This is a genomic window from Microbacterium sediminicola (assembly GCF_039531125.1).
Lineage (GTDB): Bacteria > Actinomycetota > Actinomycetes > Actinomycetales > Microbacteriaceae > Microbacterium > Microbacterium sediminicola.
Map to the genome: position 1 here is coordinate 256,570 of NZ_BAAAPL010000001.1, position 20,837 is coordinate 277,406.

A 20,837-nucleotide genomic window follows, 5' to 3' on the forward strand; every position below is an offset into this window, starting at 1 on the left:
ATCGTTCCGGGGCGCTTACGCGGCGCAGAGTTCGATGATGGTCTCCGACGCGGTGGCCGGGTCGAAGCCGAGGCACGGGTCGAAGGTGAACACGACGAGGGTGCCGAGCAGGATCAGGAAAGCCGCGGCCAGCCAGATCGCCCACTGCAGGATGCTGCGCGTGGTGCGGTGGGTCACGTAGTCGTTCGTGATGGTGCGCATGCCGTTCGCGCCGTGGATCAGCGCGAGCCACAGCATCGCGACATCCCACCACTGCCAGAACGGATCCGAGAGCTTTCCGGCCACGAACGCGAAGTCGATGGCGTGGATGCCGTCCCCGACCATGAGGTTGACGAACAGGTGGCCGAAGATCAAGACGACGAGGACGACGCCCGAGGCCCTCATGTACAACCAACCCCACTTCTCGAGGTTGATCCCGCGCCCCTTCGGTGCGGCGTGCGGTGCGCGCGGTTCTGCGATCGTGGTGCTCATCAGTGACCGCCTCCCATCGTGGAGAAGACGTTGATGAGGTGACGCGGAGTGAACCCGAGCATCGTCACCGCCCACAGACCGATGACGATCCACCAGAGCTGGCGCTGGTAGCGTGCGCCCTTCGACCAGAAGTCGACGACGATGATGCGCAGCCCGTTGTAGGCGTGATACGCGATCGCGCCGACCAGCGCGACCTCGCCGATGCCCATGATCGGGTTCTTGTAGGTGCCGATCACCGCGTTGTACGCCTCGGGCGAGACGCGGATCAGTGCGGTGTCGAGGATGTGGACCAGCAGGAAGAAGAAGATGGCCACGCCGGTGATGCGATGCAACACCCAGGACCACATTCCCTCGTGCCCGCGGTACAGCGTGCCGCGCGGCGTCTTCGAGGTGGTTTCACTAATCGACGGCGTGACGCGTGCTGGTGCAGACACGGGCGTCCTCCCTGGATCGAACACGAGGCGGGGCGATCACTGCCCCTCGGGGCTGAAGAGCCCTCGGCGTCACTCGGCGCACGTTCATCTTATTGGGGTACGGATCACAACGTCGCTTAGGTCCGCCTAACCGCCACCCGGATGCCCCCTTCTTTCGGCACTACGCTGGAGGCCATGTCCGACGCGATCGCCGACTTCTACGCCGTCATCCCCGCGGGAGGTGTCGGCAGTCGCCTCTGGCCGCTCTCTCGCGCCGAGGCACCCAAATTCCTCCACGACCTGACCGGATCCGGTCATTCGCTGCTGCGCGACACCTGGGACCGGCTTGAGCCACTCGCCGGACACGACCGGATCGCGGTCGTCACCGGGCGCGCACATCGCGCAGCCGTCGAGGAACAGCTGCCGGGCGTCCCCGACCTCAACGTCTTCCTGGAATCCGAGCCGCGCGATTCGACGGCCGCGATCGGCCTCGCGGCGGCGGTGCTCGTCCGCCGCGAGCCGGATGTCATCATCGGATCATTCGCGGCCGACCACGTCATACGCGGGACGCGTGTCTTCGAGTTCGCCGTGCAGCAGGCGGTGGAGGTCGCCCGCCAGGGTCTCATCTGCACAATCGGCATCCAACCGACCGAGCCGGCCGTCGGTTTCGGCTACATCAAGAAGGGCGACGAGCTGGTGGTCCAGGGCGCCCCGGAAGCCGCGACCGTCGAACGGTTTGTGGAGAAGCCCGATCTCGACACCGCCAAGGCCTACTTCGCCGATCGCTCGTACCTGTGGAACGCGGGCATGTTCATCTCCCGCGCCGATGTGCTCCTCGCCGAAATCCAGACGAATGCCCCGGAGCTCCACGCGGGGCTGATCGAGCTCGCCGAGGCGTGGGATGACCGCGACCGCCGCGGTCCTGCCGTCGACCGGATCTGGCCGAAACTCCAGAAGATCGCGATCGACTACACCGTTGCTGAACCCGCCGCCGAGCGTGGCAAGCTCGCAGTGATCCCCGGTCATTTCGACTGGGACGACGTGGGCGACTTCGCGAGCCTGGCGAAGCTCAACTCCCACGGTCGCAAGAACGAGCTGGCCATCCTCGGGGAGAACGCCCGCGTGCTGACCGATGCCGCCAGCGGCATCCTCGTCTCGAACACCGACCGCATCGTGAGCCTCATCGGCGTGCAGGACATCGTGGTGGTCGACACCCCTGATGCGCTGCTGGTCACGACGAGCGAGCACGCGCAGCGCGTGAAGGGCGTGGTCGAAGCGCTCAAGCTCACCGGACGAGGAGACGTGTTGTGAGCGCGGCCGCGGCGGGCGCGCGCATCCCCCTGGTCATCGACACCGACACTGCGCAGGATGATTGCGTCGCGCTGCTGGTGGGTCTGCTCGACCCGACCCCCGATCTGAAGGCGATCACGATGGTGGCCGGCAACGTCGGGTTCGACCAGCAGGTGCGCAATGCCCAGCTGACCCTCGCCGTCGCCGGGCGCCTGGGGGAGGTGCCCATCCATCTCGGGTGCCGCCGACCCCTGGTGCGCGAGTGGGTCTCGGCGGAGAACGTGCACGGCGACGGCTCCGGGGGGCTGTCGGTGGATGCCGCTCCCGAGGTCTCGGATGAGCACGGCGTCGACGCGCTCATCCGCCTGGCCGCGGAGAACCCCGGGGAGCTCCGCATCGTCGCGATCGGTCCGCTCACCAACATCGCCACCGCGCTCGTGAAGGATCCCGAATTCGCCGCGAACGTCGGAGAGCTGTTCATCATGGGGGGCTCCAACAACGGACGCGGCAACATCACCGCCGCCGCTGAGTACAACTTCTACGTCGACCCCGAGGCGGCCAAGGCCGTCTTCGCTGCGGGCATGAACATCACCGTCGTGCCGTGGCACCCGCTGACGATTCGAGACGCGGTCTTCAGCCGCGAGCGACTGGCGGAGATCGCCGCGATCGATACGACGCTGGCGCGCTTCTTCTTCACCATCGTGGAGACCACGCTCGCGTTCGACGAGTCCGTCGGCATCCCCGGGTCGACCCACCCCGACTCGCTCACGGCCGCCGTGCTGCTGCACCCCGAACTCGTGACCGCGGCCGCCGACTACGCCGTCGACATCGAGACGGGTTCCGACCTCACGCGCGGCTACTCGGCGATGTCGTGGGGCGTGCACGGACTGGCATCCAACGCCCGGGTGATCGAGGCTGTGGATGCCGACGCGTTCTTCGCCTACGTGTGCGATCTGGTCCGCGCCGAGGTCCTCCCGAGCCTGCCGATTCAGGGCTGGTAGGGCCAAAAAGAACAATCCTGTTACAGGACAATCGCGAATCTGTAACTCTTCGCGACGCGACGCCGTTCGGACTGGGCGAGACGCAGTGTCAGACCATAGGTTTCTCGTATCTGCCCGTCCTCGCGTCCGCGAGATGTCCGGGCCCTTCACGAGAGGACAGCAGTGACTGCATTCACCCCCAAGCGGCTCTTGACCGCTGGCGCACTGGTCGGCGTCGCCGGCCTTCTGCTTTCGGCCTGCGCAGCAGCGCCCGACAGCGACACCACCACCGCCCCCGAAGGCACCGACTTCCTGGCCTGCGCCGTCTCGGACGAGGGCAGCTGGAATGACAAGAGCTTCAACCAGGCCGCCTATGAGGGCCTCGTGCTGGCTCAGGACGAGCTGGGTGTCGAGATCGCCGACGCAGAGTCCGGCAGCGAAGAAGACTTCGCTCCCAACCTCACCGCCATGGTCGAGGCCGGCTGTGACGTGACCTTCGCCGTCGGCTTCAACTTCTCGCTGAACGACGTGATCTTCACGGTCGCCGACGAGAACCCCGACGCGAACTTCGTCTGGATCGACGGCTGGAACCAGGGTCAGACCAACCTCAAGCCCATCACGTACGCGATGGACCAGTCGAGCTTCCTCGCCGGCTACCTGTCGGCCGCCTACTCGACCACCAAGGTGGTCGGCACCTACGGCGGTATGCAGATCGACGCTGTGACCGCATTCATGGACGGCTTCTACAACGGCGCGAAGTACTACGAGGCCGAGACCGGTACCCCGGTGACCGTCGTCGGCTGGGACCCCGCCGCCGCGACCGGTGACTTCGTCGGCGACTTCGCCAACACGGGTGTCGCCAAGACGATCTCCGAGGGTCAGCTCGCCCAGGGCGCCGACGTGATCTTCCCCGTCGCCGGGAGCCTGTTCACCGCGACCGCCGAGGCGATCCGCGAGGCCGACTCGGGCGCCGTGATGCTCGGCGTCGACAAGGACATCGCCCTGACCCAGCCCGAGCTGGCGGACATCGTCCTGACCTCGGTCGAGAAGCGCATGACGCAGGCCGTCTACGACGTCATCGACTCGCTGGTCGCCGGTGAGGCCTTCTCGGTCGACCCGTACGTGGGCACCCTCGCCAACGACGGAACGGCCCTCAGCCCGTTCTATGACTTCGAGGACTCGGTCTCGGCCGAGACGGTCGCAGAGCTCGAGGCGATCCAGGCCGGCATCATCGACGGTTCGATCGACCCGCTCGCCACGCCGTAACGCCGAGCGGTACTCACACGCGCCGGGGTGGGCATCCACCCCGGCGCGTGTCGTCGTCAGCAGGTTTCCGGCAGGATGGGGTCACCATGAAACTCGAACTTCGCGGCATCACGAAGCGGTTCGGCGCGCTCGTCGCCAACGACAGCATCGACCTGGTCGTCGAGCCCGGTCAGATCCACGCTCTGCTGGGTGAGAACGGGGCCGGCAAGTCGACCCTGATGAACGTCCTGTTCGGGCTGTATCAGCCCGATGACGGCGAGATCCTCCTCGACGATGTCGCCCAACACTTCTCGGGGCCCGGTCAGGCGATGAGCGCGGGCATCGGCATGGTGCATCAGCACTTCATGCTCATCCCCGTCTTCACGGTGGCCGAGAACGTCATGCTGGGGCATGAGCCCACGAAGGCCGGCGTCATCGACCTGCCGGAGGCGCGCCGCCGCGTGCGTGAGATCTCCGACCGCTTCGGCTTCGACATCGATCCCGACGCACTCGTCGGGGATCTTCCCGTCGGAGTGCAGCAGCGGGTCGAGATCGTCAAGGCGCTCTCGCGCGAGGCTAAGGTCCTCGTGCTCGACGAGCCCACCGCGGTGCTCACCCCGCAGGAGACAGACGAGCTCATGGCCACGATGCGTCGCCTGGCCGACAGTGGCACTTCGATCGTCTTCATCACGCACAAACTGCGCGAGGTGAAGGCGGTCGCCGACACCATCACCGTCATCCGCCTGGGCAAGGTGGTCGGCTCGGCCTCACCCGAGGCATCCACCGACGAACTCGCGTCGCTCATGGTCGGCCGCGACGTCGAGCTGACCGTCTCGAAGAACCCGCCGCAGCTCGGCGACGAGGCCTTCACGGTCTCGGGCCTGACGGTGTTCGGCGCCTCGGGGCAGCCGCTGCTCGATGACATCACCTTCTCGATCCGGGAGGGGGAAGTCCTGGCGATCGCCGGTGTGCAGGGCAACGGCCAGACCGAGCTTGCCGAGGCGATCATGGGACTCCTGGAGCGGTCCTCGGGCCATGTGCGCCTGTACGGAGAGGAGCTGTCACGTTCCCATGTGCGCAGCGTCCTCGACCGCGGTGTCGGCTTCGTCCCCGAAGACCGCAAGGTTGACGGTCTCGTCGCAGAGTTCACGGTGGCCGAGAACCTGATGCTCGACCGCTCGTTCTCGGGTCCGTTCACGAAGGCGGGCTCGATCGACTTCGCCGCGCGCGACAGGTTCGCCGACGAGGCGATCGCCGAGTTCGACATCCGCACGCCCCACGCCGGTGTGCTCGCGGGACGTCTGTCCGGCGGCAACCAGCAGAAGGTCGTCCTCGCGAGGGAGCTCGGCCGCGACCTCAAACTGCTGTTGGCTTCTCAGCCCACCCGCGGTGTGGACGTGGGATCCATCGAGTTCATCCATGAGCGCATCATCGAGGTGCGCGATCAGGGAGTACCGGTGTTGATCATCTCGACCGAGCTCGACGAGGTCGTCGCGCTCGCCGACCGCATCGCCGTCATGTACCGTGGCGCGATCATCGACATCGTCCCCGCCGACACACCCCGAGAGCAGCTCGGTCGCCTCATGGCAGGAGTTCACGAATGACCACCGCGACCCCTGCCGCGAAGACCACCCGACGCCGTCCGACGCTCGGCGAGGTGCTGCACGACATCGCCTCCGGCGGTATCGTCCGGACCCTGGCGGCCATCGTCCTGTCGCTGATCGTGGCTTCCATCATGATCGTGTTCACCAACGAAGAGGTGCAGCAGACCCTGCCTTACTTCTTCGCACGTCCCGGGGACTTCTTCGTCGCGGCCGGCCAGGCGATCGGCGCCGCATACGCCGCGCTGTTCCGCGGCGCGATCTACAACTACAACGCGACCTCGTTCGAGTCCGCGATCCGTCCTCTCATGGAATCGCTCCGGTTCGCGGGCCCGCTCATCGCCGCGGGCCTCGGCGTCGCGCTGACCTTCCGATCGGGGCTGTTCAACATCGGTGGCCAGGGGCAGATGGTGATGGCCGCGATCTGGTCGGCGTGGGCGTCGTTCCAGCTGCACCTGCCCTACGGCATCCACCTGGTGGTCGCCGTCCTGTTCGGGCTCGTCGGAGCTGCCCTCTGGGCGGGCATCGCGGGGCTCCTGAAGGCCACGACCGGGGCGCATGAGGTCATCGTGACGATCATGATGAACTACATCGCGGTGTACCTGGCGACCTACCTCATGCGGACCCCCGTGCTGCACGATATGGACTCCGGCACCAACCCGACCACGATCGCCCCCGACGCGACCGCGGTCTTCCCACACCTGTTCGGCGATGCCTTCGACCTGCGCTGGAGCTTCGTGCTCTGCATCCTCGCCGTCGTCGTCTACTGGTGGCTCATGGAGCGGTCCTCGCTCGGCTTCCGCCTGCGCATGGTCGGCATGAACCCGGATGCCGCGCGCTCGGCCGGTGTCAACGTGAAGCGCACCTACGTCGTCGCGATGGTGCTCTCGGGCCTGTTCATCGGCATTGCCGGCATCAACCAGTCGCTCGGCCGCGACGGCAATTTCGGGCCGACGATCGACGCCGGGATCGGCTTCGATGCGATCACGGTGGCCCTGCTCGGCGGCTCACAGGCGGTCGGCGTCCTCCTCGCGGGGATCCTGTTCGGGATGCTGCGCGCCGCAGGCCCCGCGATGCAGTTGGCCGATGTGCCGCCGGAGATCCTCGGGGTCATCCAGGGGCTCATCGTGCTGTTCATCGCGGCGCCGCCGCTGGTGCGCGCGATCTTCCGGTTCCTTCCCGAACCGCGCGAGACCGTGGAGCTCAACACCCGAAAAATGCCCGAGCTCGAAGCGAAGGAGTCGGACGCATGAGCGCGCCCACGATCTCGGCGCCCCCGGCGGACGCACACATCGACGCGTTGCCGCCCCGGGCCTGGCGCACCCCGGTGCTCCTGGCGGTCCTCGCAGCGATCACGATCGTGCCGTTCGGGATCTTCGGCAGTGACGCTGAAGTGGCATTCCAGTGGTCGGCCACGGGCGATGCCGTCCAGCTCACGCCCCTAGTCGTCAACGTCCGCTTGGTCGGCATCCTCATGGGGCTCGTCGCGGTCGCTGCGGCGCTGGTCGCGTTCTGGTACGCCTACCGCCGCGTGGTCGTACCGATGTGGCTCATCGTCGTCGCGGGACTCGCCTTCCTCGTCGCGCTGATTTCATGGGTCGGTGCCGGTGGTTCGGTGCCGGTGGTGTTCCTCCTCACCGGTGCAATCGCCCTGTCGACGCCCATCGTCTTCGGTGCTCTGGGCGGGGTCATCGGCGAGCGCGTCGGCATCGTCAACATCGCGATCGAGGCACAGCTGCTCGCGGGGGCATTCGTCGCCGCCGTCGTCGCCTCGCTCACCGGTAGCTACATCGCCGCCCTCATCGGCGCGATGGTCGCCGGGGCCCTGATCGCCATGGTGCTCGCCGCCTTCTCGATCACCTACCTCGTCGACCAGGTCGTGGTGGGCGTGGTGCTGATCGGTTTGGTGATCGCCGTCACGAACTTCATGTACTCCGCCGTCCTCGCCCCGAACTCGGCCGAGTGGAACAATCCCGGCACGCTCCCTGCGATCGCGATCCCGCTGCTCTCCGACATTCCCGTCATCGGGCCTGTGCTGTTCGATCAGCGGATCACGACCTACATCATGTTCGTGCTCGTGCCGGCGACCTGGTTCGTGCTGTTCCGCACCAAGTGGGGTCTGCGCGTCCGGGCGCTCGGCGAGTATCCGCTCGCGGCCGACACGGTCGGCATCAAGGTCAACGTCTGGCGCTTCTGGACGATCTCGATCGCTGGCCTCGTCGTCGGACTCGGCGGCGCGTCGCTCACGATCGGCTCCGTCGGCGCATTCGTCCGGGAGATGAGCGCCGGTCAGGGATTCATCGCGTTGGCCGCCGTCATCCTCGGGCGTTGGAACCCGTGGGGTGTGGCGATCGCGGCGCTTCTGTTCGGCTTCGCTAGCAACTTCCGCATCTGGGCGGGTCAGGCCGGGTCCCAGCTGCCGCCGGACCTCATCGCCATGACCCCCTACGTCGTGACCCTGGTGGCCGTGGCGGTTGTGGCCGGCAAGGTCATCGGCCCGAAGGCCGCGGGCAAGCCCTACATCAAGGAGTGAAAGCGATGTCGACGGACCAGATCGACTGGGAGACGCTGCGCAAGGCCGCGGTGGATGCGATGAAGCGCGCCTATGCGCCGTATTCGAACTACAGCGTCGGGGTGGCCGCGTACGTCGACGACGGACGGATCATCTCGGGGTGCAACGTCGAGAACGCCTCCTATGGTGTGGGCCTGTGCGCCGAGTGCGGACTGGTCTCGCAGCTACACATGACCGGCGGTGGCAAGCTCATCGCGTTCTCCTGCGTGAACGGCGATGAGGACATCATCATGCCGTGCGGTCGGTGCCGTCAGCTGTTGTACGAACACTCCGCTCCCGGGATGCTGCTCGAGACCGTGTCCGGCATCCGTACCATCGACGAGGTGCTGCCGGATGCGTTCGGCCCCCGCGACCTCGAGGAGTACGCGCGGTGACGTGCGTCACACCCGACCCCTCGCGGATGGTGGTGCCGCTGTGAATGCCGAGCCGTTCGATGCCGTGGACGTGATTCGCGCCAAACGCGACGGCGGGGCGGTGCCCGAGGCCGAGCTGCGCTGGATGGTGGATGCCTATACCCGTGGCTACGTCGCCGACGCGCAGATGGCCGCGTTCGCGATGGCGGTGCTCCTGAACGGCATGGATCGCGACGAGATCCGCGTGCTCACCGAGGCGATGATCGCCTCGGGTGAGCGGATGAGCTTCGCCGGCCTCGGAAAGCGCACCGTCGACAAACATTCGACCGGGGGAGTGGGCGACAAGATCACCCTGCCGCTCGCCCCGTTGGTGGCATCCTTCGGAGTCGCCGTGCCGCAGCTGTCCGGGCGCGGACTGGGACACACCGGGGGAACCCTCGACAAGCTCGAGTCGATCCCCGGCTGGCGTGCTGCGCTCTCGAACGATGAACTCACCACCCAGTTGCGCGATGTCGGCGCTGTCGTCTGCGCGGCGGGGTCCGGCCTTGCCCCCGCCGACAAGAAGCTCTACGCCCTGCGTGATGTGACCGGGACCGTCGAAGCGATCCCGCTCATCGCCTCGAGCATCATGTCCAAGAAGATCGCCGAGGGAACCGACGCGCTCGTGCTGGACGTGAAGTTCGGATCGGGGGCGTTCATGCGCGAGCCGGAGCGGGCGCGGGAGCTCGCGCGCACGATGGTCGCGCTCGGCACGGATTCCGGGGTCGCCACCACGGCGCTCCTGACGAACATGGAGACCCCGCTCGGATTCGCCATCGGCAACGCCAACGAGGTGCGCGAGTCGGTCGAGGTGCTCGCCGGAGGCGGCCCCGCCGACATCGTCGAGCTCACCCTCGCACTGGCGAGGGAGATGCTGGCGCTTGCCGGCCTGCCCGACGCCGACGTCGAGGGCACGCTGCGAGAGGGGCGGGCCATGGACTCCTGGCGATCCATGATCCGCGCCCAGGGCGGTGACCCGGATGCCGCGCTTCCCGTCGCACGCGAGACGCACGTCGTGACCGCGCCGCGAGCGGGCTACATCACGCGGATGGATGCGCTGTCATTCGGCGTGGCCGCCTGGCGCCTGGGCGCGGGGCGCGCGCGGGCGCAGGATCCCGTCATCCACGCCGCGGGCATCGATCTGCACGTGAAGCCGGGGGATGCGGTGGTCGCGGGCGCGCCCGTGATGACGCTGTCCGCCGACGACCCGGCCCGTTTTGCGCGAGCGCTGGACGCGCTGGGGAGCGCGTGGGACATTGGGGAGACGCCTCCGGACTCCGTGCCCCTCGTCCTCGAGCGCGTCACCGCCTGACCCGCCTTCCCTCGGACCGTTCGTCAAAGGAGCACCATGTCGATCGATCAGCACGGCGATGCTGTTCTGCAGGGCCTGTCCCTGCGCAGCCTCCCCAAGGTGTCGCTGCACGACCATCTCGACGGCGCGCTGCGCCCGGAAACGATCCTCGAACTGGCCGATGAGGTCGGGCTCGAGGTTCCCGAGGACAGCGCCGAAGATCTCGCAGACTGGTTCGCCGAGAGCTGCGACTCGGGGTCCCTGGTCGAGTACCTGAAGACTTTCGACCTCACGACCGCGGTTATGCAGACGACGGAGGGGCTCCGTCGCGTCGCCCGCGAGTTCGTCGAGGACCTGGTCGCCGACGGAGTGATCTACGGTGAGGTGCGCTGGGCTCCTGAGCAGCACCTGCAGCGGGGCCTGAGCCTGGACGAGGTCGTCGAGGCCGTGCAGGACGGCATCGAAGAGGGTGAGGATGCCGCTGAGCGCGCGGGGCGTGACATCCGCGTCGGTCAGCTCATCACGGCGATGCGGCACACCGACAGGTCTCTGGAGATCGCGAAGCTCGCCGTCGACTGGCGCGAGCGCGGGGCGGTCGGGTTCGATATCGCGGGCCCCGAGGATGGCTTCCCGCCCTCGCGTCACCGGGCGGCGTTCGACTACCTGGCGAGCGAGTTCTTCCCCGTCACTGTGCACGCGGGGGAGGCGGCGGGCTTGGACTCCATCCGTTCGGCCCTCATCGACGGGCGCGCGCTGCGCCTGGGGCACGGTGTGCGTCTGGCCAACGACCTCTCCGTGATCTCCCGTGACCGCGAGGACGTGATGGTCGAGCTCGGTGACCTGTCCCGCTGGGTGCGCGACCGGGAGATCCCGCTCGAGCTCTCGCCCTCGTCGAACCTGCAGACCGGTGCTATCCAGGCCTGGGGCGACGAGTTGGCCGACCACCCGTTCGACCTCCTCTACCAGCTCGGCTTCGCGGTGACCGTGAACGTCGACAACCGCACGATGAGCCGCACCTCGCTCACGCGCGAACTCGCCCTGCTCGCCCAGGCGTTCGAGTACGACCTGGACGACCTCGAGGTCTTCCAGCTCAACGCCGCAGCCGGGGCCTTCCTCCCCGTCGAGGAGCGCGAGGAGCTGATCGAGCTCATCGGCGAGGGATTCGACCGCTAGTCCGGCCGAGCGCGCCGCCGCACACCACACCACACCACACCGGAGCCAACTCCTCAATTTCGAGCCGCCAGCAGCCTGATTCGCGCATCAACCCGCGTCCGGGTCTCGTATGTGAGGAGTTGCCGACGGGTGCCACTGGCTCCTGAGTGTGCTTTCGCTCGCGGGTCAGGAGGTCGAGCGGTGAACTCGACGGCGAGCGGTTGGCGCCAACTCCTCGAATTCGAGGTCTCCGATGCCGTATGTCCCGATTCTGGCGGAACATCAGCGCGACCTTGAGGAGTTCGCTCCCGGGCGGTGGGCGAGGGTGGCCTTGACGTACTCCAGCACCGTCTCGGGGCGAAACAGGATGTCTTCGGCGACTGGTCTGATGGTGGTGTACCCCAGAGACGCCGCGACCAGGTCCCGTCTGCGATCGCGGCGCTGTGCGTCCCAGCCTGAGTGGTGAGCCTTGCTGTCACATTCGATGATGAGCCACCCGTCGACGACGAAGTCGACATGCCCGACTCCTGCGATCGGTACCTGCGCCTCAACGTCGCATCCGAGTCCGCGCAATATCAGACGCATCAGTGTTTCCGGGCCTGATTCGCATCGAGGGTCGAGCAGGTCGCGAAGTCTGCGAAGTCGTCGCGGAAGGCGACTGAACACCTTCGTGAGTCCGGCCTCATCGACGAAGCCGAGGTGCCAGGCGCTGTCCAGCGTCGCGATCGCGTCGCGGGGATGCTGGCACCGGCATGCCTGCGCGAGGGCTTCGATGAGGTCCGCTGCGAGGGCAGTGGGGTTGGCACTCGTCTGGCGCCAATGTGCAGTGACGTCCGTCGGGCGGACTGGCAGCCTGCTGGATTGATCGGTGATCTGAATGTGGAGGGCGTGATGCCGCGCAACGAAGATGCCGAGAGCGCGCAAGAGAGAGACGCAGTCCAGCCGCCCGCCGAGCCGGGCCGCAGCCTCGAGGTCGGCCGGTGTACCGGCTGCGACGAATCTTCCACGTCGCACTCGGTGAAGGATGCCGCTGGCGACGAATTCGCGGATTGCGCGGTCACTGCATCCGTCATGGGTCAGTTGGGCTGTGGTGATGTGCCGGGCGCTGAAGTAGATGTCCGCCTGCCGCTCCGCGTCGGTTGTCATGCCGCCACCCAACAGGTGTGATGTGCCGTGTCGGGCTCTGCGCGACGCGATGGGAGAGAGATCGCGCGTCACGACCCGGCGGGAGGAGGCGATGGCGTGCGCAGCGGCGCCAACTCCTCAAAAGCCATCGGGTGTCTGGGTATCGACGCGCTTTCACCACCTGTGGACAGGGAACGTGAGGAGTTGGCAGCGGGGATCACGAGCCATCCGCAGAGTTCCTCCCTTCACAGATCGCTGCGGTACCCAGGCACGGCTGACGTCGCGCCCCACGACTGTGCAAATGTCGCGTCGCCAACTCCGCAAGAGTCGACGACTGTCGGTGCTGAGCGCAGTCTCCGCGCCCGTTCCGCACGAATGTTGAGGAGTTGGCACCGGGAGAGGTGGGCCACGTGCGACGACGCCGCGGTCCCGCCACCACGCGGACCGGGCTCAGCCGTCGATGACGGCGGTCAGCTCGTCCAGGAACGATGGCAGATCCGCCGCGCGACGAACGATGCGCTGCACGCTCTCGCGTTCGGAGAACACCTCGACGAACTGCTCGAAGACCGTCTGGAAGGCCGCGCGGTCGGACTCTGAGAAAGCGACGAGCGCCACCACCTGCACCCGCGCGTCCCCCCAGCCGAGGGACGGGTCTGCGATGCCGATGGAGATCGCGGTGCGCGTCGCCGTCATCTCGATCGCGTGGGGCATCGCCAGGGCATCGGTGAACGCGGTCGACGACAGCTGCTCCCGATGGATGGCGCGCTCGATGTACTCGTCGTCGATGACGTTCTGCGCCGTCAGCGGCTCGGCGAGGCGCCGGATCGCCTCCTCCTGATCGGCGACACCGCCGAGGTCCCGTGTGAACGCCCCCGCCGGGAAGTAGCGGGCCAGCTCTGCCCGCAAGCGCGCGAGGCGGCGCCCCCGCCGCACGCGACTCGCACCGGACTGGACGCGTTCGAGGTCGGCGTCCGTGAAGAAGGGCTGCACCCGGATGACGCGGTCGGACGGCGTCGGCGGATCGATCGTGCTGAGGATCAGATCGGTGTGGATGTCGTCCCACTGCGGATCCGCGCGCGTGTCGACTCCCACCACCTCGATGGACCGCCCCAGCGAGCGGTCGACGCTCGAGCGCAGCAGCTCGTGCAGCTCGTAGTACCCAGGACACACGATCGTGGCGGTCAAGAGCTGCTCCCGGGACCGGGTGCGCTCGAGATGCCCGCCAACGTGCATCGCGATGTAGGCGATCTCATCGTCCAGCAGCGAGAGCCCGACGCGTTCGTCGAGCCGGCCGGCGATGTAGACGGCGACCTCGAAGATCATCGGGTAGCTCGTCTTCAGCGAACGGGTGAGCGGATTGCGTGACCACGCCTGTGCATCGGCGCGCTGGCGCAGGTTCTGCACGTGCAGCGAGAGGCGCAGGATGAAGTCCTCGTGCGCGATGTCGACGAGGAACTCGCTTGCGGCCGACTCGACGACGTCCCGGACGACCTGCTCGAGCTCGGGGTCGAGGTTCTCCCGCGCCCGTTCCCGGGGGGCCGCGGCTCCGGGAGCCACGACGCGCGTGAGAACCAGCACAGCCAAATGGTCGAGGTCACCCTGCCCGAGCACCACGTCGAGGTGCTCGCGCACGAGCTCGTCCAGCAGCCCAGCGATCGTGCGGCGGTCCTCGGTCGCGGTCTCGGTGCCGGATGCCTCGAGTGCCCGACCCTGCGAAACGCGGTCGGCGGCGATCGCGATGTGCATGAGCACATCGACGATGCCGAACTCGTTCACGTAGTAGCCGAGCTCGCCCAGCCGTGCGACCAGGTCGACCTTGAACTGTCCCAGCACCTTCGCTCCCACGGACGTTCCGCCGAGGGTGCGGCGCAGCGCGTCGAAGTCGAATGCGCCGGCCTCCATCTCGTCGTGGGCCAGGGTGCTCAGCAGTCGCCGCTGAGCGACCTCTGTGCCGCGCAGTCGCGCGGTGGACGCCTGTCGCTCCAGGGTGATTCCCGTCCCGCCCAGGAGGCTGCGCACGCGACCGAGGTCGGCTTCAAGGGTTGCCGGGCTGACGTGGAGTCGGTCCGCGGTCTCGAAGACGTCGATCCCGTCGGCGCTCCCGAGCAGCGCACGCACGAGCGTGTAGAGCCGGTCTCGCGGCGTCCCGGCGTCGGCGGCGGCAGACGCGCGAAGCGCGACGGCGGCATCCGCTCCGGCTCGGTAGCCGGACGGCCCGGACTCGATCGCCGAGCCCCCGGGGACACGCGCATTGATCGCCGTCACGTAGGTGCGGATGCTGCGGGGCGTGACCCCGAGTGCGTCCGCAAGGGTCGATGCGGTGACCCACTCGCCCTCGCGGACGAGCAGGCTCAGCATCCGATCCTGACGGGGTCTGCTCATGGAACTCCTCGGCGGCGGCTCTGGCCGCACGCGTCCTCGACGAGCAAGTCAACCATGTGCGCCCCTGCCGTGGGGGGTGATCCAGTCCTTCTTCCGCGGGGGCGGAAGAAGGACTGGTTGTCCGCTCTCAGCTTCCTCACAAGAATCGGTAACCGAGAAGGAGGCGGATCGATGAGGATCCTTGTGATGTGCGGCGCGGGAGCGTCGAGCACCTTCGTCGCACAGCGGCTGCGTGCCGCTGCCGCCGCGGCGGGGCGCGAATTCAGTGTTCGAGCCGGAACCCCGGACACGCTGGAGCGCGCCACGGAGACGGTCGATCTGGTGCTCGTGGGGCCGCATCTGGATGATCGGTTCCCCGAGCTCGCAGGCTCCGCCCGCGCGCGGGGGAGCCTTGTCGCTCTCCTCCCTTCCGATGTCTTCGAGGACCGGGACGGCACCCGCACCCTCGCCCTCGTGGATGACGCGATCGATGCTGCGGCGGTCGAGTCTTCCGGCTGACACCGCGTCAGCACCCCCACACCCCTAACGCAGCGGAGGTACAACTCATGTCTCAGATCACCCGCACCGTCCGGATCGGTTCGTCCAACGGTTTGCACGCCCGTCCCGCGAAGATGTTCGCCCAGGCCGCAAAGGAGGCCGGCATCCCCATCACCGTCGCGAAGGACGCCGGCGCGCCGGTCAACGCCGCGAGCATCCTCGGCGTCATCGCGCTCGGCGCCGAGCACGGCGATTACGTCACCCTCACCGCCGACGGCGAAGGCGCCGAAGCCGCCCTCGACACGCTGGCAGAGCTGCTCACCACCGACCACGACGCGTGATGATGGCTCAGCTGCGAGGAGTCGGCATCGGCCTGGGCGTGGCCCACGGCCCGGTGGCACGCATGGCGGAGCCGCTGCCCGCCCCGGATGAGGCGCCGAGTGCGCTGCCCGTCGACGAGGAGAAGTCTCGCGTGCGCGAGGCCGTCGCCGCCGTCGCGCGGGAGTTGGAGGAGCGCGGGGAACAGGCCGGTGGCGCCGCACAGGAGGTGCTCGAGGCGCAGGCCATGATGGCCGAGGACCCCACCCTCGAGGACGAGGTCGACCAGCGTCTGGATGAGGGAAAGACGGGGGAGCGTGCCGTGTTCGAGGCCTTCGCCTCGTTCCGCGCCCAGCTCGAAGCCGTCGGCGGATACCTCGGCGAGCGCGCCGCTGACCTCGATGACGTCGCCCAGCGCGTGATCGCCCGTCTGCAGGGTGTCGCGGCCCCGGGTGTGCCGGACCCCGGTCACCCCTTCGTCCTGGTGGCCAAGGATCTTGCCCCGGCCGACACCGCACTGCTGAACCTCGAGCAGGTGCTGGCGTTGGTGACCTCCGAGGGTGGTCCGACATCGCACACCGCGATCCTCGCCCGGGAGAAGGGCATCGTCGCTGTCGTCGGTGTCGCGGCAGCCGCGGACCTCCCCGATGGTGACACCGTGATCGCGGATGCCGCCGCCGGCGTCGTGGTGACCGAGCCCACCGCCGACGAACTCACCCGTGCCGCGAACCGCGCCAGCGCGCGCGCCGCGGCCGCCGATGCCCCGATCACCGATGGCGCCCTCAAGGACGGCACGGCGGTCCCTCTGCTGGCGAACCTTGGCACCCCCGCGGGGGCGGCCGAGGCCGTCGCGTTGGGGGCGGAAGGTGTGGGCCTGTTCCGCACCGAGTTCCTCTTCCTGTCCTCGAGCTCAGCCCCCACGATCGAACAGCAGCGCGAGTCCTACGCGCAGCTCTTGACCGCTTTCGCGGGCAAGAAGGTCGTCGTGCGGGCCCTGGATGCCGGCGCCGACAAGCCGCTGCCGTTCCTCAACGACGCGCACGAGGAGAACCCCGCGCTGGGGCTTCGTGGTCTTCGTGCACTGCGGGCCAGCGAAGACATCCTGCGCGAGCAGCTCACCGCGCTCGCCGAGGCCGACGCGCAGACCCGCGCCGCCGGGAACGGCGCCGACCTCTGGGTCATGGCTCCGATGGTCGCCACCGTCGAGGAATCCGAGTACTTCGTAGCCCTCGCGCACGAGTACGACATCCGCACCGCCGGCGTCATGGTCGAGGTCCCGTCCTCGGCTCTCATGGCCGATCAGATCTTCGCGTCGGCCGAATTCGCCTCCATCGGCACGAACGATCTGACGCAGTACACGCTCGCCGCCGACCGCCTGCTCGGTTCGGTCGCGGGCTACCAGGATCCGTGGCACCCCGCCGTCCTCCGCCTCATCCGTGAGGTCGGCGCCGCGGGAGCGCGCACCGGGCGTCCGGTCGGCATCTGCGGTGAGGCCGCAGCCGACCCGATGCTCGCGGTCGTGCTCGTGGGTCTGGGTGCGACCTCGCTGTCCATGGCGCCCACGGCGCTGGCCGACGTGCGGGCGACCCTTCTGCAGTACTCCCTCGACGACGCGAAGGCGATCGCCGAGGCAGCCCTTGCCGCGACCGATGCGGCATCCGCGCGGGAGGCGGCACGAGCCGCCTCCGCATCCTAGAAAGAGAGATCGCAATGACAACGATGTCGCCATCGGCGAGTAGCCCGGGGAAGGCGCGGGTCGCGGTACAGCGATTCGGCACGTTCCTGTCGGGCATGATCATGCCCAACATCGCGGCATTCATCGCCTGGGGATTCATCACCATGCTCTTCATCCCGCTGGGATGGCTGGGCTGGTGGGAGCCGATCGCACCGCTGCTCGGTGGATTCGGCAACGCTGACACGATCGGTTGGCAGGGCGCCATGACAGCCCTCGCCGAGCTTCCGGACGGTGCGACCTTCCCGCAGTACGTGGGACTTGTCAGCCCGATGATCGTGTACCTGCTGCCGCTGCTGATCGCCAACACCGCCGGCCGCATGGTCTACGGTGAGCGCGGCGGTGTGGTCGCCACGATCGCCACCATGGGTGTCATCGTCGGAACGAACATCCCGATGTTCCTCGGCGCGATGATCATGGGCCCGCTCGCGGCGCTGCTCACCAAGTGGATGGACCGAATCTGGGACGGCAAGATCAAGCCCGGCTTCGAGATGCTGGTGAACAACTTCTCCGCCGGAATCCTGGGCATGCTGCTCGCGATCGTCGGATTCTTCGTGTTCGGTCCGCTCATGCTCGGCATCAGCGCTGTGCTGGGCGCGGCGGTCGGCTGGCTCGTCTCGTACAACCTGTTGCCCCTGGTGTCGATCATCGTGGAGCCCGCGAAGGTGCTGTTCCTGAACAACGCCATCAACCACGGTGTGTTCACGCCGCTCGGCATCGAGCAGGCCGCTGAGACCGGCAAGTCGATCCTGTTCCTCATCGAGGCGAACCCCGGACCGGGCCTCGGACTGCTGATGGCGTTCACCTTCTTCGGTGTGGGAGCCGCCAAGGCGTCGGCCCCCGGCGCCGCGGTGATCCAGTTCCTGGGTGGTATCCACGAGATCTACTTCCCGTACGCGCTGGCAAAGCCGGCCACCATCCTCGCGCTGATCGCCGGTGGTGCCACGGGCGTCACGGTCAACATGCTCTTCGGCGGCGGCCTGGCCTTCCCGGCGGCCCCCGGCAGCATCATCGCGGTCACCGCGGCGGCATCCAGCCCCGCGGCCGGCGGCATCGGCAACCTGCTCGTGGTGTACCTCTCGGTGCTCGCCGCCGCGGCGGTGACCTTCCTCATCGCCGGGATCATCCTGCGGGCCACGCGCAAGCGTGACCTCGAGTCGGGCCTCGCGGGAGACCTGAGCGCTGCGATCGCGCAGACCGAGGCGAACAAGGGCAAGGAGTCGGCGGCTCTGGACGCGCTGCGTGCGAGCGCAGGCGCCGAAGGCGTTGCCCTCGCCGACGCGGAGGCCGCGTACGACGAGGCCGAGACCGCCCGGGCGACCGATGGCGCAGCCAGCGGCGGAGCGCTGCAGACCAAGCAGGTCAAGAACATCGTGTTCGCCTGTGACGCGGGCATGGGTTCGTCGGCGATGGGCGCGAGCGTCCTGCGCAACAAGATCACCAAGGCCGGCGTCACCGATGTGACGGTCACGAACAAGGCGATCGCGAACCTGGATGCCTCGGCCGACCTGGTCATCACGCAGAACCAGCTCACCGACCGAGCTCGGCAGAAGACGCCGGACGCGGTCCACGTCTCCGTCGACAACTTCATGAACTCGCCGCGGTATGACGAGGTCGTGCAGTTGGTCAAGGAACAGCACCAGGATGGTGCGTAACCCGATCTGAGAGGTGCGGGGTCGGTCCTCGGCCGGCCCCGCACCTACCGGATCAGCACACCGTGACAATGGACGCAGAAAGGTGACGATCATGACCAGTGACGTCCTCACGATCGATCGGGTGCGCATTCACCCGGGTTCCGTCTCGCGCGACGAGGCGATGAAAGAGGCGGCCGACCTGCTCGTCGCCGCCGGCGCGGTGACCCCCGCCTACTACGACGCCATGCAGGCTCGCGAGCAGACGGTCTCCACGTACATGGGCAACGAGCTCGCCATCCCGCACGGCACGAACGACGCGAAGGAAGAGATCCTCGCCTCCGCACTGTCGGTCGTCCGCTACGACGGCGGCGTCGACTGGGGAGGGGAGACGGCGACATTCGTCGTCGGCATCGCCGGTGTGGGTGATGAACACCTCGGCATCCTGTCGCAGATCGCGATCCTCTTCTCCGACGAGGACGATGTCGCCAAGCTCAAGGCAGCTGCCAGCCCCGAAGAGCTCTTCGCCCTCGTTTCGGCGGCGGGTGTCTGATGAAAGCGGTCCACTTCGGCGCCGGCAACATCGGGCGTGGATTCGTCGGTCTGCTGCTGCACGAGGGCGGCTACGAGCTTGTCTTCTCGGATGTCGCCGCCCCGTTGGTCGATGCGATCAACGCCGTCGACCGCTACACCGTGCACGAGGTCGGTGAGGGTGGAACCGACAAGGCCGTCACCGGATTCCGTGCCATCAACTCCGCTACCGACGCGGAGGCGTTGATCGCGGAGATCGCGACGGCGGAGGTCGTCACCACCGCCGTCGGCCCCACCGTGCTGCGCTTCGTCGCGCCGCACATCGCCGCCGGCCTCGCCGCCCGCGAGGCATCCGCGCCCGTTCTCCAGATCATGGCGTGCGAGAACGCGATCAACGCGACAGACCTGCTCCGTGAGGAAGTCGCGGCGGCCGCCGGCGAGACCTGGGAGGCGTTGAGCTCCCGGGCCGTGTTCGCGAACACGGCCGTCGACCGTATCGTTCCCGCCCAGCCCGAGGGCGGCGGAGTGGATGTCACCGTCGAGCCGTTCTACGAGTGGGCGATCGAGCGGGGACCTTTCGGGGATGCCCCGCCGGTCATCCCCGGCGCGCACTTCGTCGACGATCTGGCCCCCTACATCGAACGCAAGCTCTTCACCGTCAACACGGGGCACGCCGCCGCCGCCTACCTCGGCGCGCGGGCGGGATACGAGACCATCGCGCAGGCCCTGGCCGACGCCGAGGTTGCCGCCCAGGTCGTCGCCGCGCTGGAAGAGACATCTGCTCTTCTCACCGCGAAGCACGAGCTGCCCGTCGCGGAGCTCGCGGCCTACCGGGCGAAGATTCTGGCGCGGTTCCAGAACCCGGCATTGCCCGACACGGTCGGGCGGGTCGGTCGCCAGCCACTGCGCAAGCTCTCACGTCATGAGCGCTTCATCGGCCCGGCCGCCGAGGCCGCCGAGCGCGGCATGTCGGTGTCCGGTCTGCTCGCGGCCGTCGACGCGGCGCTCGATTTCGTCGACGAGGCCGACCCGCAGTCTGTCGAGCTGCAGGAGATCCTTCGCGATCTGGACGCATCTGCCGCCGTGACCCGCATCACGGGTCTGGAAGCGCAGCATCCGCTGTTCGTCGACGTACTCGCCGTGATCAGCTCCCACCAGAAGGCGCAGATCTCGGCCCCCTGACGTTGGTGTCCCCGGGCTGAGAGTGTGACCGTACCTCCCACTTCTCGCCCGG

Annotated in this window: 19 protein-coding genes; 15 read left to right on the forward strand and 4 right to left on the reverse strand. The window is 67.9% G+C overall.

The window, feature by feature from the left end; translation table 11 throughout:
• Positions 1-15: 15 nt before the first annotated feature.
• Both ABD206_RS01075 and sdhC read right to left on the reverse strand, forming a co-directional pair.
• Positions 16-471 carry a succinate dehydrogenase hydrophobic membrane anchor subunit gene (locus tag ABD206_RS01075; RefSeq protein WP_344067998.1) on the reverse strand — a complete coding sequence of 152 codons (456 nt, stop codon included), beginning with the start codon at positions 469-471 and terminating at the stop codon, positions 16-18.
• Positions 471-905: a succinate dehydrogenase, cytochrome b556 subunit gene (sdhC, locus tag ABD206_RS01080; RefSeq protein WP_344068000.1), complete on the reverse strand. Its 435-nt coding sequence runs from the start codon at positions 903-905 to the stop codon at positions 471-473. Before sdhC ends, ABD206_RS01075 begins: the two co-directional genes overlap by 1 nt.
• A 174-nt stretch (positions 906-1,079) precedes the next feature.
• Here sdhC and ABD206_RS01085 point away from each other — a divergent pair, with 174 nt between their 5' ends.
• The 9 genes from ABD206_RS01085 (at position 1,080) to ABD206_RS01125 (ending at position 11,428) form a co-directional block, all read left to right on the forward strand.
• Positions 1,080-2,195: a mannose-1-phosphate guanylyltransferase gene (locus tag ABD206_RS01085; RefSeq protein ID WP_344068002.1), complete on the forward strand. Its 1,116-nt coding sequence runs from the start codon at positions 1,080-1,082 to the stop codon at positions 2,193-2,195.
• Positions 2,192-3,175, forward strand: a complete 984-nt coding sequence (locus ABD206_RS01090) for a nucleoside hydrolase (protein WP_344068006.1) — start codon at positions 2,192-2,194, stop codon at positions 3,173-3,175. Before ABD206_RS01085 ends, ABD206_RS01090 begins: the two co-directional genes overlap by 4 nt.
• Positions 3,176-3,337: 162 nt before the next feature.
• Positions 3,338-4,420: a BMP family lipoprotein gene (locus tag ABD206_RS01095; RefSeq protein WP_344068009.1), complete on the forward strand. Its 1,083-nt coding sequence runs from the start codon at positions 3,338-3,340 to the stop codon at positions 4,418-4,420.
• An 86-nt stretch (positions 4,421-4,506) separates the two neighbouring features.
• On the forward strand, positions 4,507-6,003 hold the full coding sequence (locus ABD206_RS01100) for an ABC transporter ATP-binding protein (RefSeq protein WP_344068012.1): 1,497 nt from the start codon (positions 4,507-4,509) through the stop codon (positions 6,001-6,003).
• Positions 6,000-7,253, forward strand: a complete 1,254-nt coding sequence (locus ABD206_RS01105) for an ABC transporter permease (protein ID WP_344068015.1) — start codon at positions 6,000-6,002, stop codon at positions 7,251-7,253. Before ABD206_RS01100 ends, ABD206_RS01105 begins: the two co-directional genes overlap by 4 nt.
• Positions 7,250-8,533: an ABC transporter permease gene (locus tag ABD206_RS01110; RefSeq protein ID WP_344068018.1), complete on the forward strand. Its 1,284-nt coding sequence runs from the start codon at positions 7,250-7,252 to the stop codon at positions 8,531-8,533. Before ABD206_RS01105 ends, ABD206_RS01110 begins: the two co-directional genes overlap by 4 nt.
• Before the next feature lie 5 nt (positions 8,534-8,538).
• Complete coding sequence (locus ABD206_RS01115; RefSeq protein WP_344068021.1) at positions 8,539-8,946, forward strand: cytidine deaminase; 408 nt, start codon at positions 8,539-8,541, stop codon at positions 8,944-8,946.
• Between the two features lies 1 nt (position 8,947).
• Positions 8,948-10,276, forward strand: a complete 1,329-nt coding sequence (locus ABD206_RS01120; RefSeq protein ID WP_425561148.1) for a thymidine phosphorylase — start codon at positions 8,948-8,950, stop codon at positions 10,274-10,276.
• A 36-nt stretch (positions 10,277-10,312) separates the two neighbouring features.
• Positions 10,313-11,428, forward strand: coding sequence for an adenosine deaminase (locus ABD206_RS01125; protein WP_344068024.1), 1,116 nt, complete (start codon positions 10,313-10,315; stop codon positions 11,426-11,428).
• 261 nt (positions 11,429-11,689) lie between these two features.
• On the opposite strand, the gene ABD206_RS01130 is transcribed toward ABD206_RS01125, so the two are convergent.
• Both ABD206_RS01130 and ABD206_RS01135 read right to left on the reverse strand, forming a co-directional pair.
• The gene (locus ABD206_RS01130) at positions 11,690-12,553 is read right to left on the reverse strand and encodes a DUF559 domain-containing protein (protein WP_344068026.1); all 864 of its coding nucleotides are present in this window, start codon (positions 12,551-12,553) and stop codon (positions 11,690-11,692) included.
• Between the two features lie 429 nt (positions 12,554-12,982).
• Positions 12,983-14,914, reverse strand: coding sequence for a BglG family transcription antiterminator (locus ABD206_RS01135; protein ID WP_344068028.1), 1,932 nt, complete (start codon positions 14,912-14,914; stop codon positions 12,983-12,985).
• Between the two features lie 171 nt (positions 14,915-15,085).
• On the opposite strand from ABD206_RS01135, the gene ABD206_RS01140 reads away from it, so the two are divergent.
• The 6 genes from ABD206_RS01140 to ABD206_RS01165 all read left to right on the forward strand — a co-directional run bounded on the left by ABD206_RS01140 (position 15,086) and on the right by ABD206_RS01165 (position 20,785).
• Complete coding sequence (locus ABD206_RS01140; protein ID WP_344068030.1) at positions 15,086-15,412, forward strand: PTS sugar transporter subunit IIB; 327 nt, start codon at positions 15,086-15,088, stop codon at positions 15,410-15,412.
• A 47-nt stretch (positions 15,413-15,459) separates the two neighbouring features.
• Positions 15,460-15,732: an HPr family phosphocarrier protein gene (locus ABD206_RS01145; RefSeq protein WP_344068032.1), complete on the forward strand. Its 273-nt coding sequence runs from the start codon at positions 15,460-15,462 to the stop codon at positions 15,730-15,732.
• A 2-nt stretch (positions 15,733-15,734) separates the two neighbouring features.
• Complete coding sequence (gene ptsP / locus ABD206_RS01150; RefSeq protein ID WP_344068035.1) at positions 15,735-17,405, forward strand: phosphoenolpyruvate--protein phosphotransferase; 1,671 nt, start codon at positions 15,735-15,737, stop codon at positions 17,403-17,405.
• 14 nt (positions 17,406-17,419) lie between these two features.
• On the forward strand, positions 17,420-19,096 hold the full coding sequence (locus tag ABD206_RS01155; protein ID WP_344068038.1) for a PTS mannitol transporter subunit IIBC: 1,677 nt from the start codon (positions 17,420-17,422) through the stop codon (positions 19,094-19,096).
• 91 nt (positions 19,097-19,187) lie between these two features.
• On the forward strand, positions 19,188-19,625 hold the full coding sequence (locus ABD206_RS01160; RefSeq protein WP_344068041.1) for a PTS mannitol transporter subunit IIA: 438 nt from the start codon (positions 19,188-19,190) through the stop codon (positions 19,623-19,625).
• The gene (locus ABD206_RS01165; protein WP_344068044.1) at positions 19,625-20,785 is read left to right on the forward strand and encodes a mannitol-1-phosphate 5-dehydrogenase; all 1,161 of its coding nucleotides are present in this window, start codon (positions 19,625-19,627) and stop codon (positions 20,783-20,785) included. Before ABD206_RS01160 ends, ABD206_RS01165 begins: the two co-directional genes overlap by 1 nt.
• The last annotated feature ends 52 nt before the right edge of the window (positions 20,786-20,837 follow it).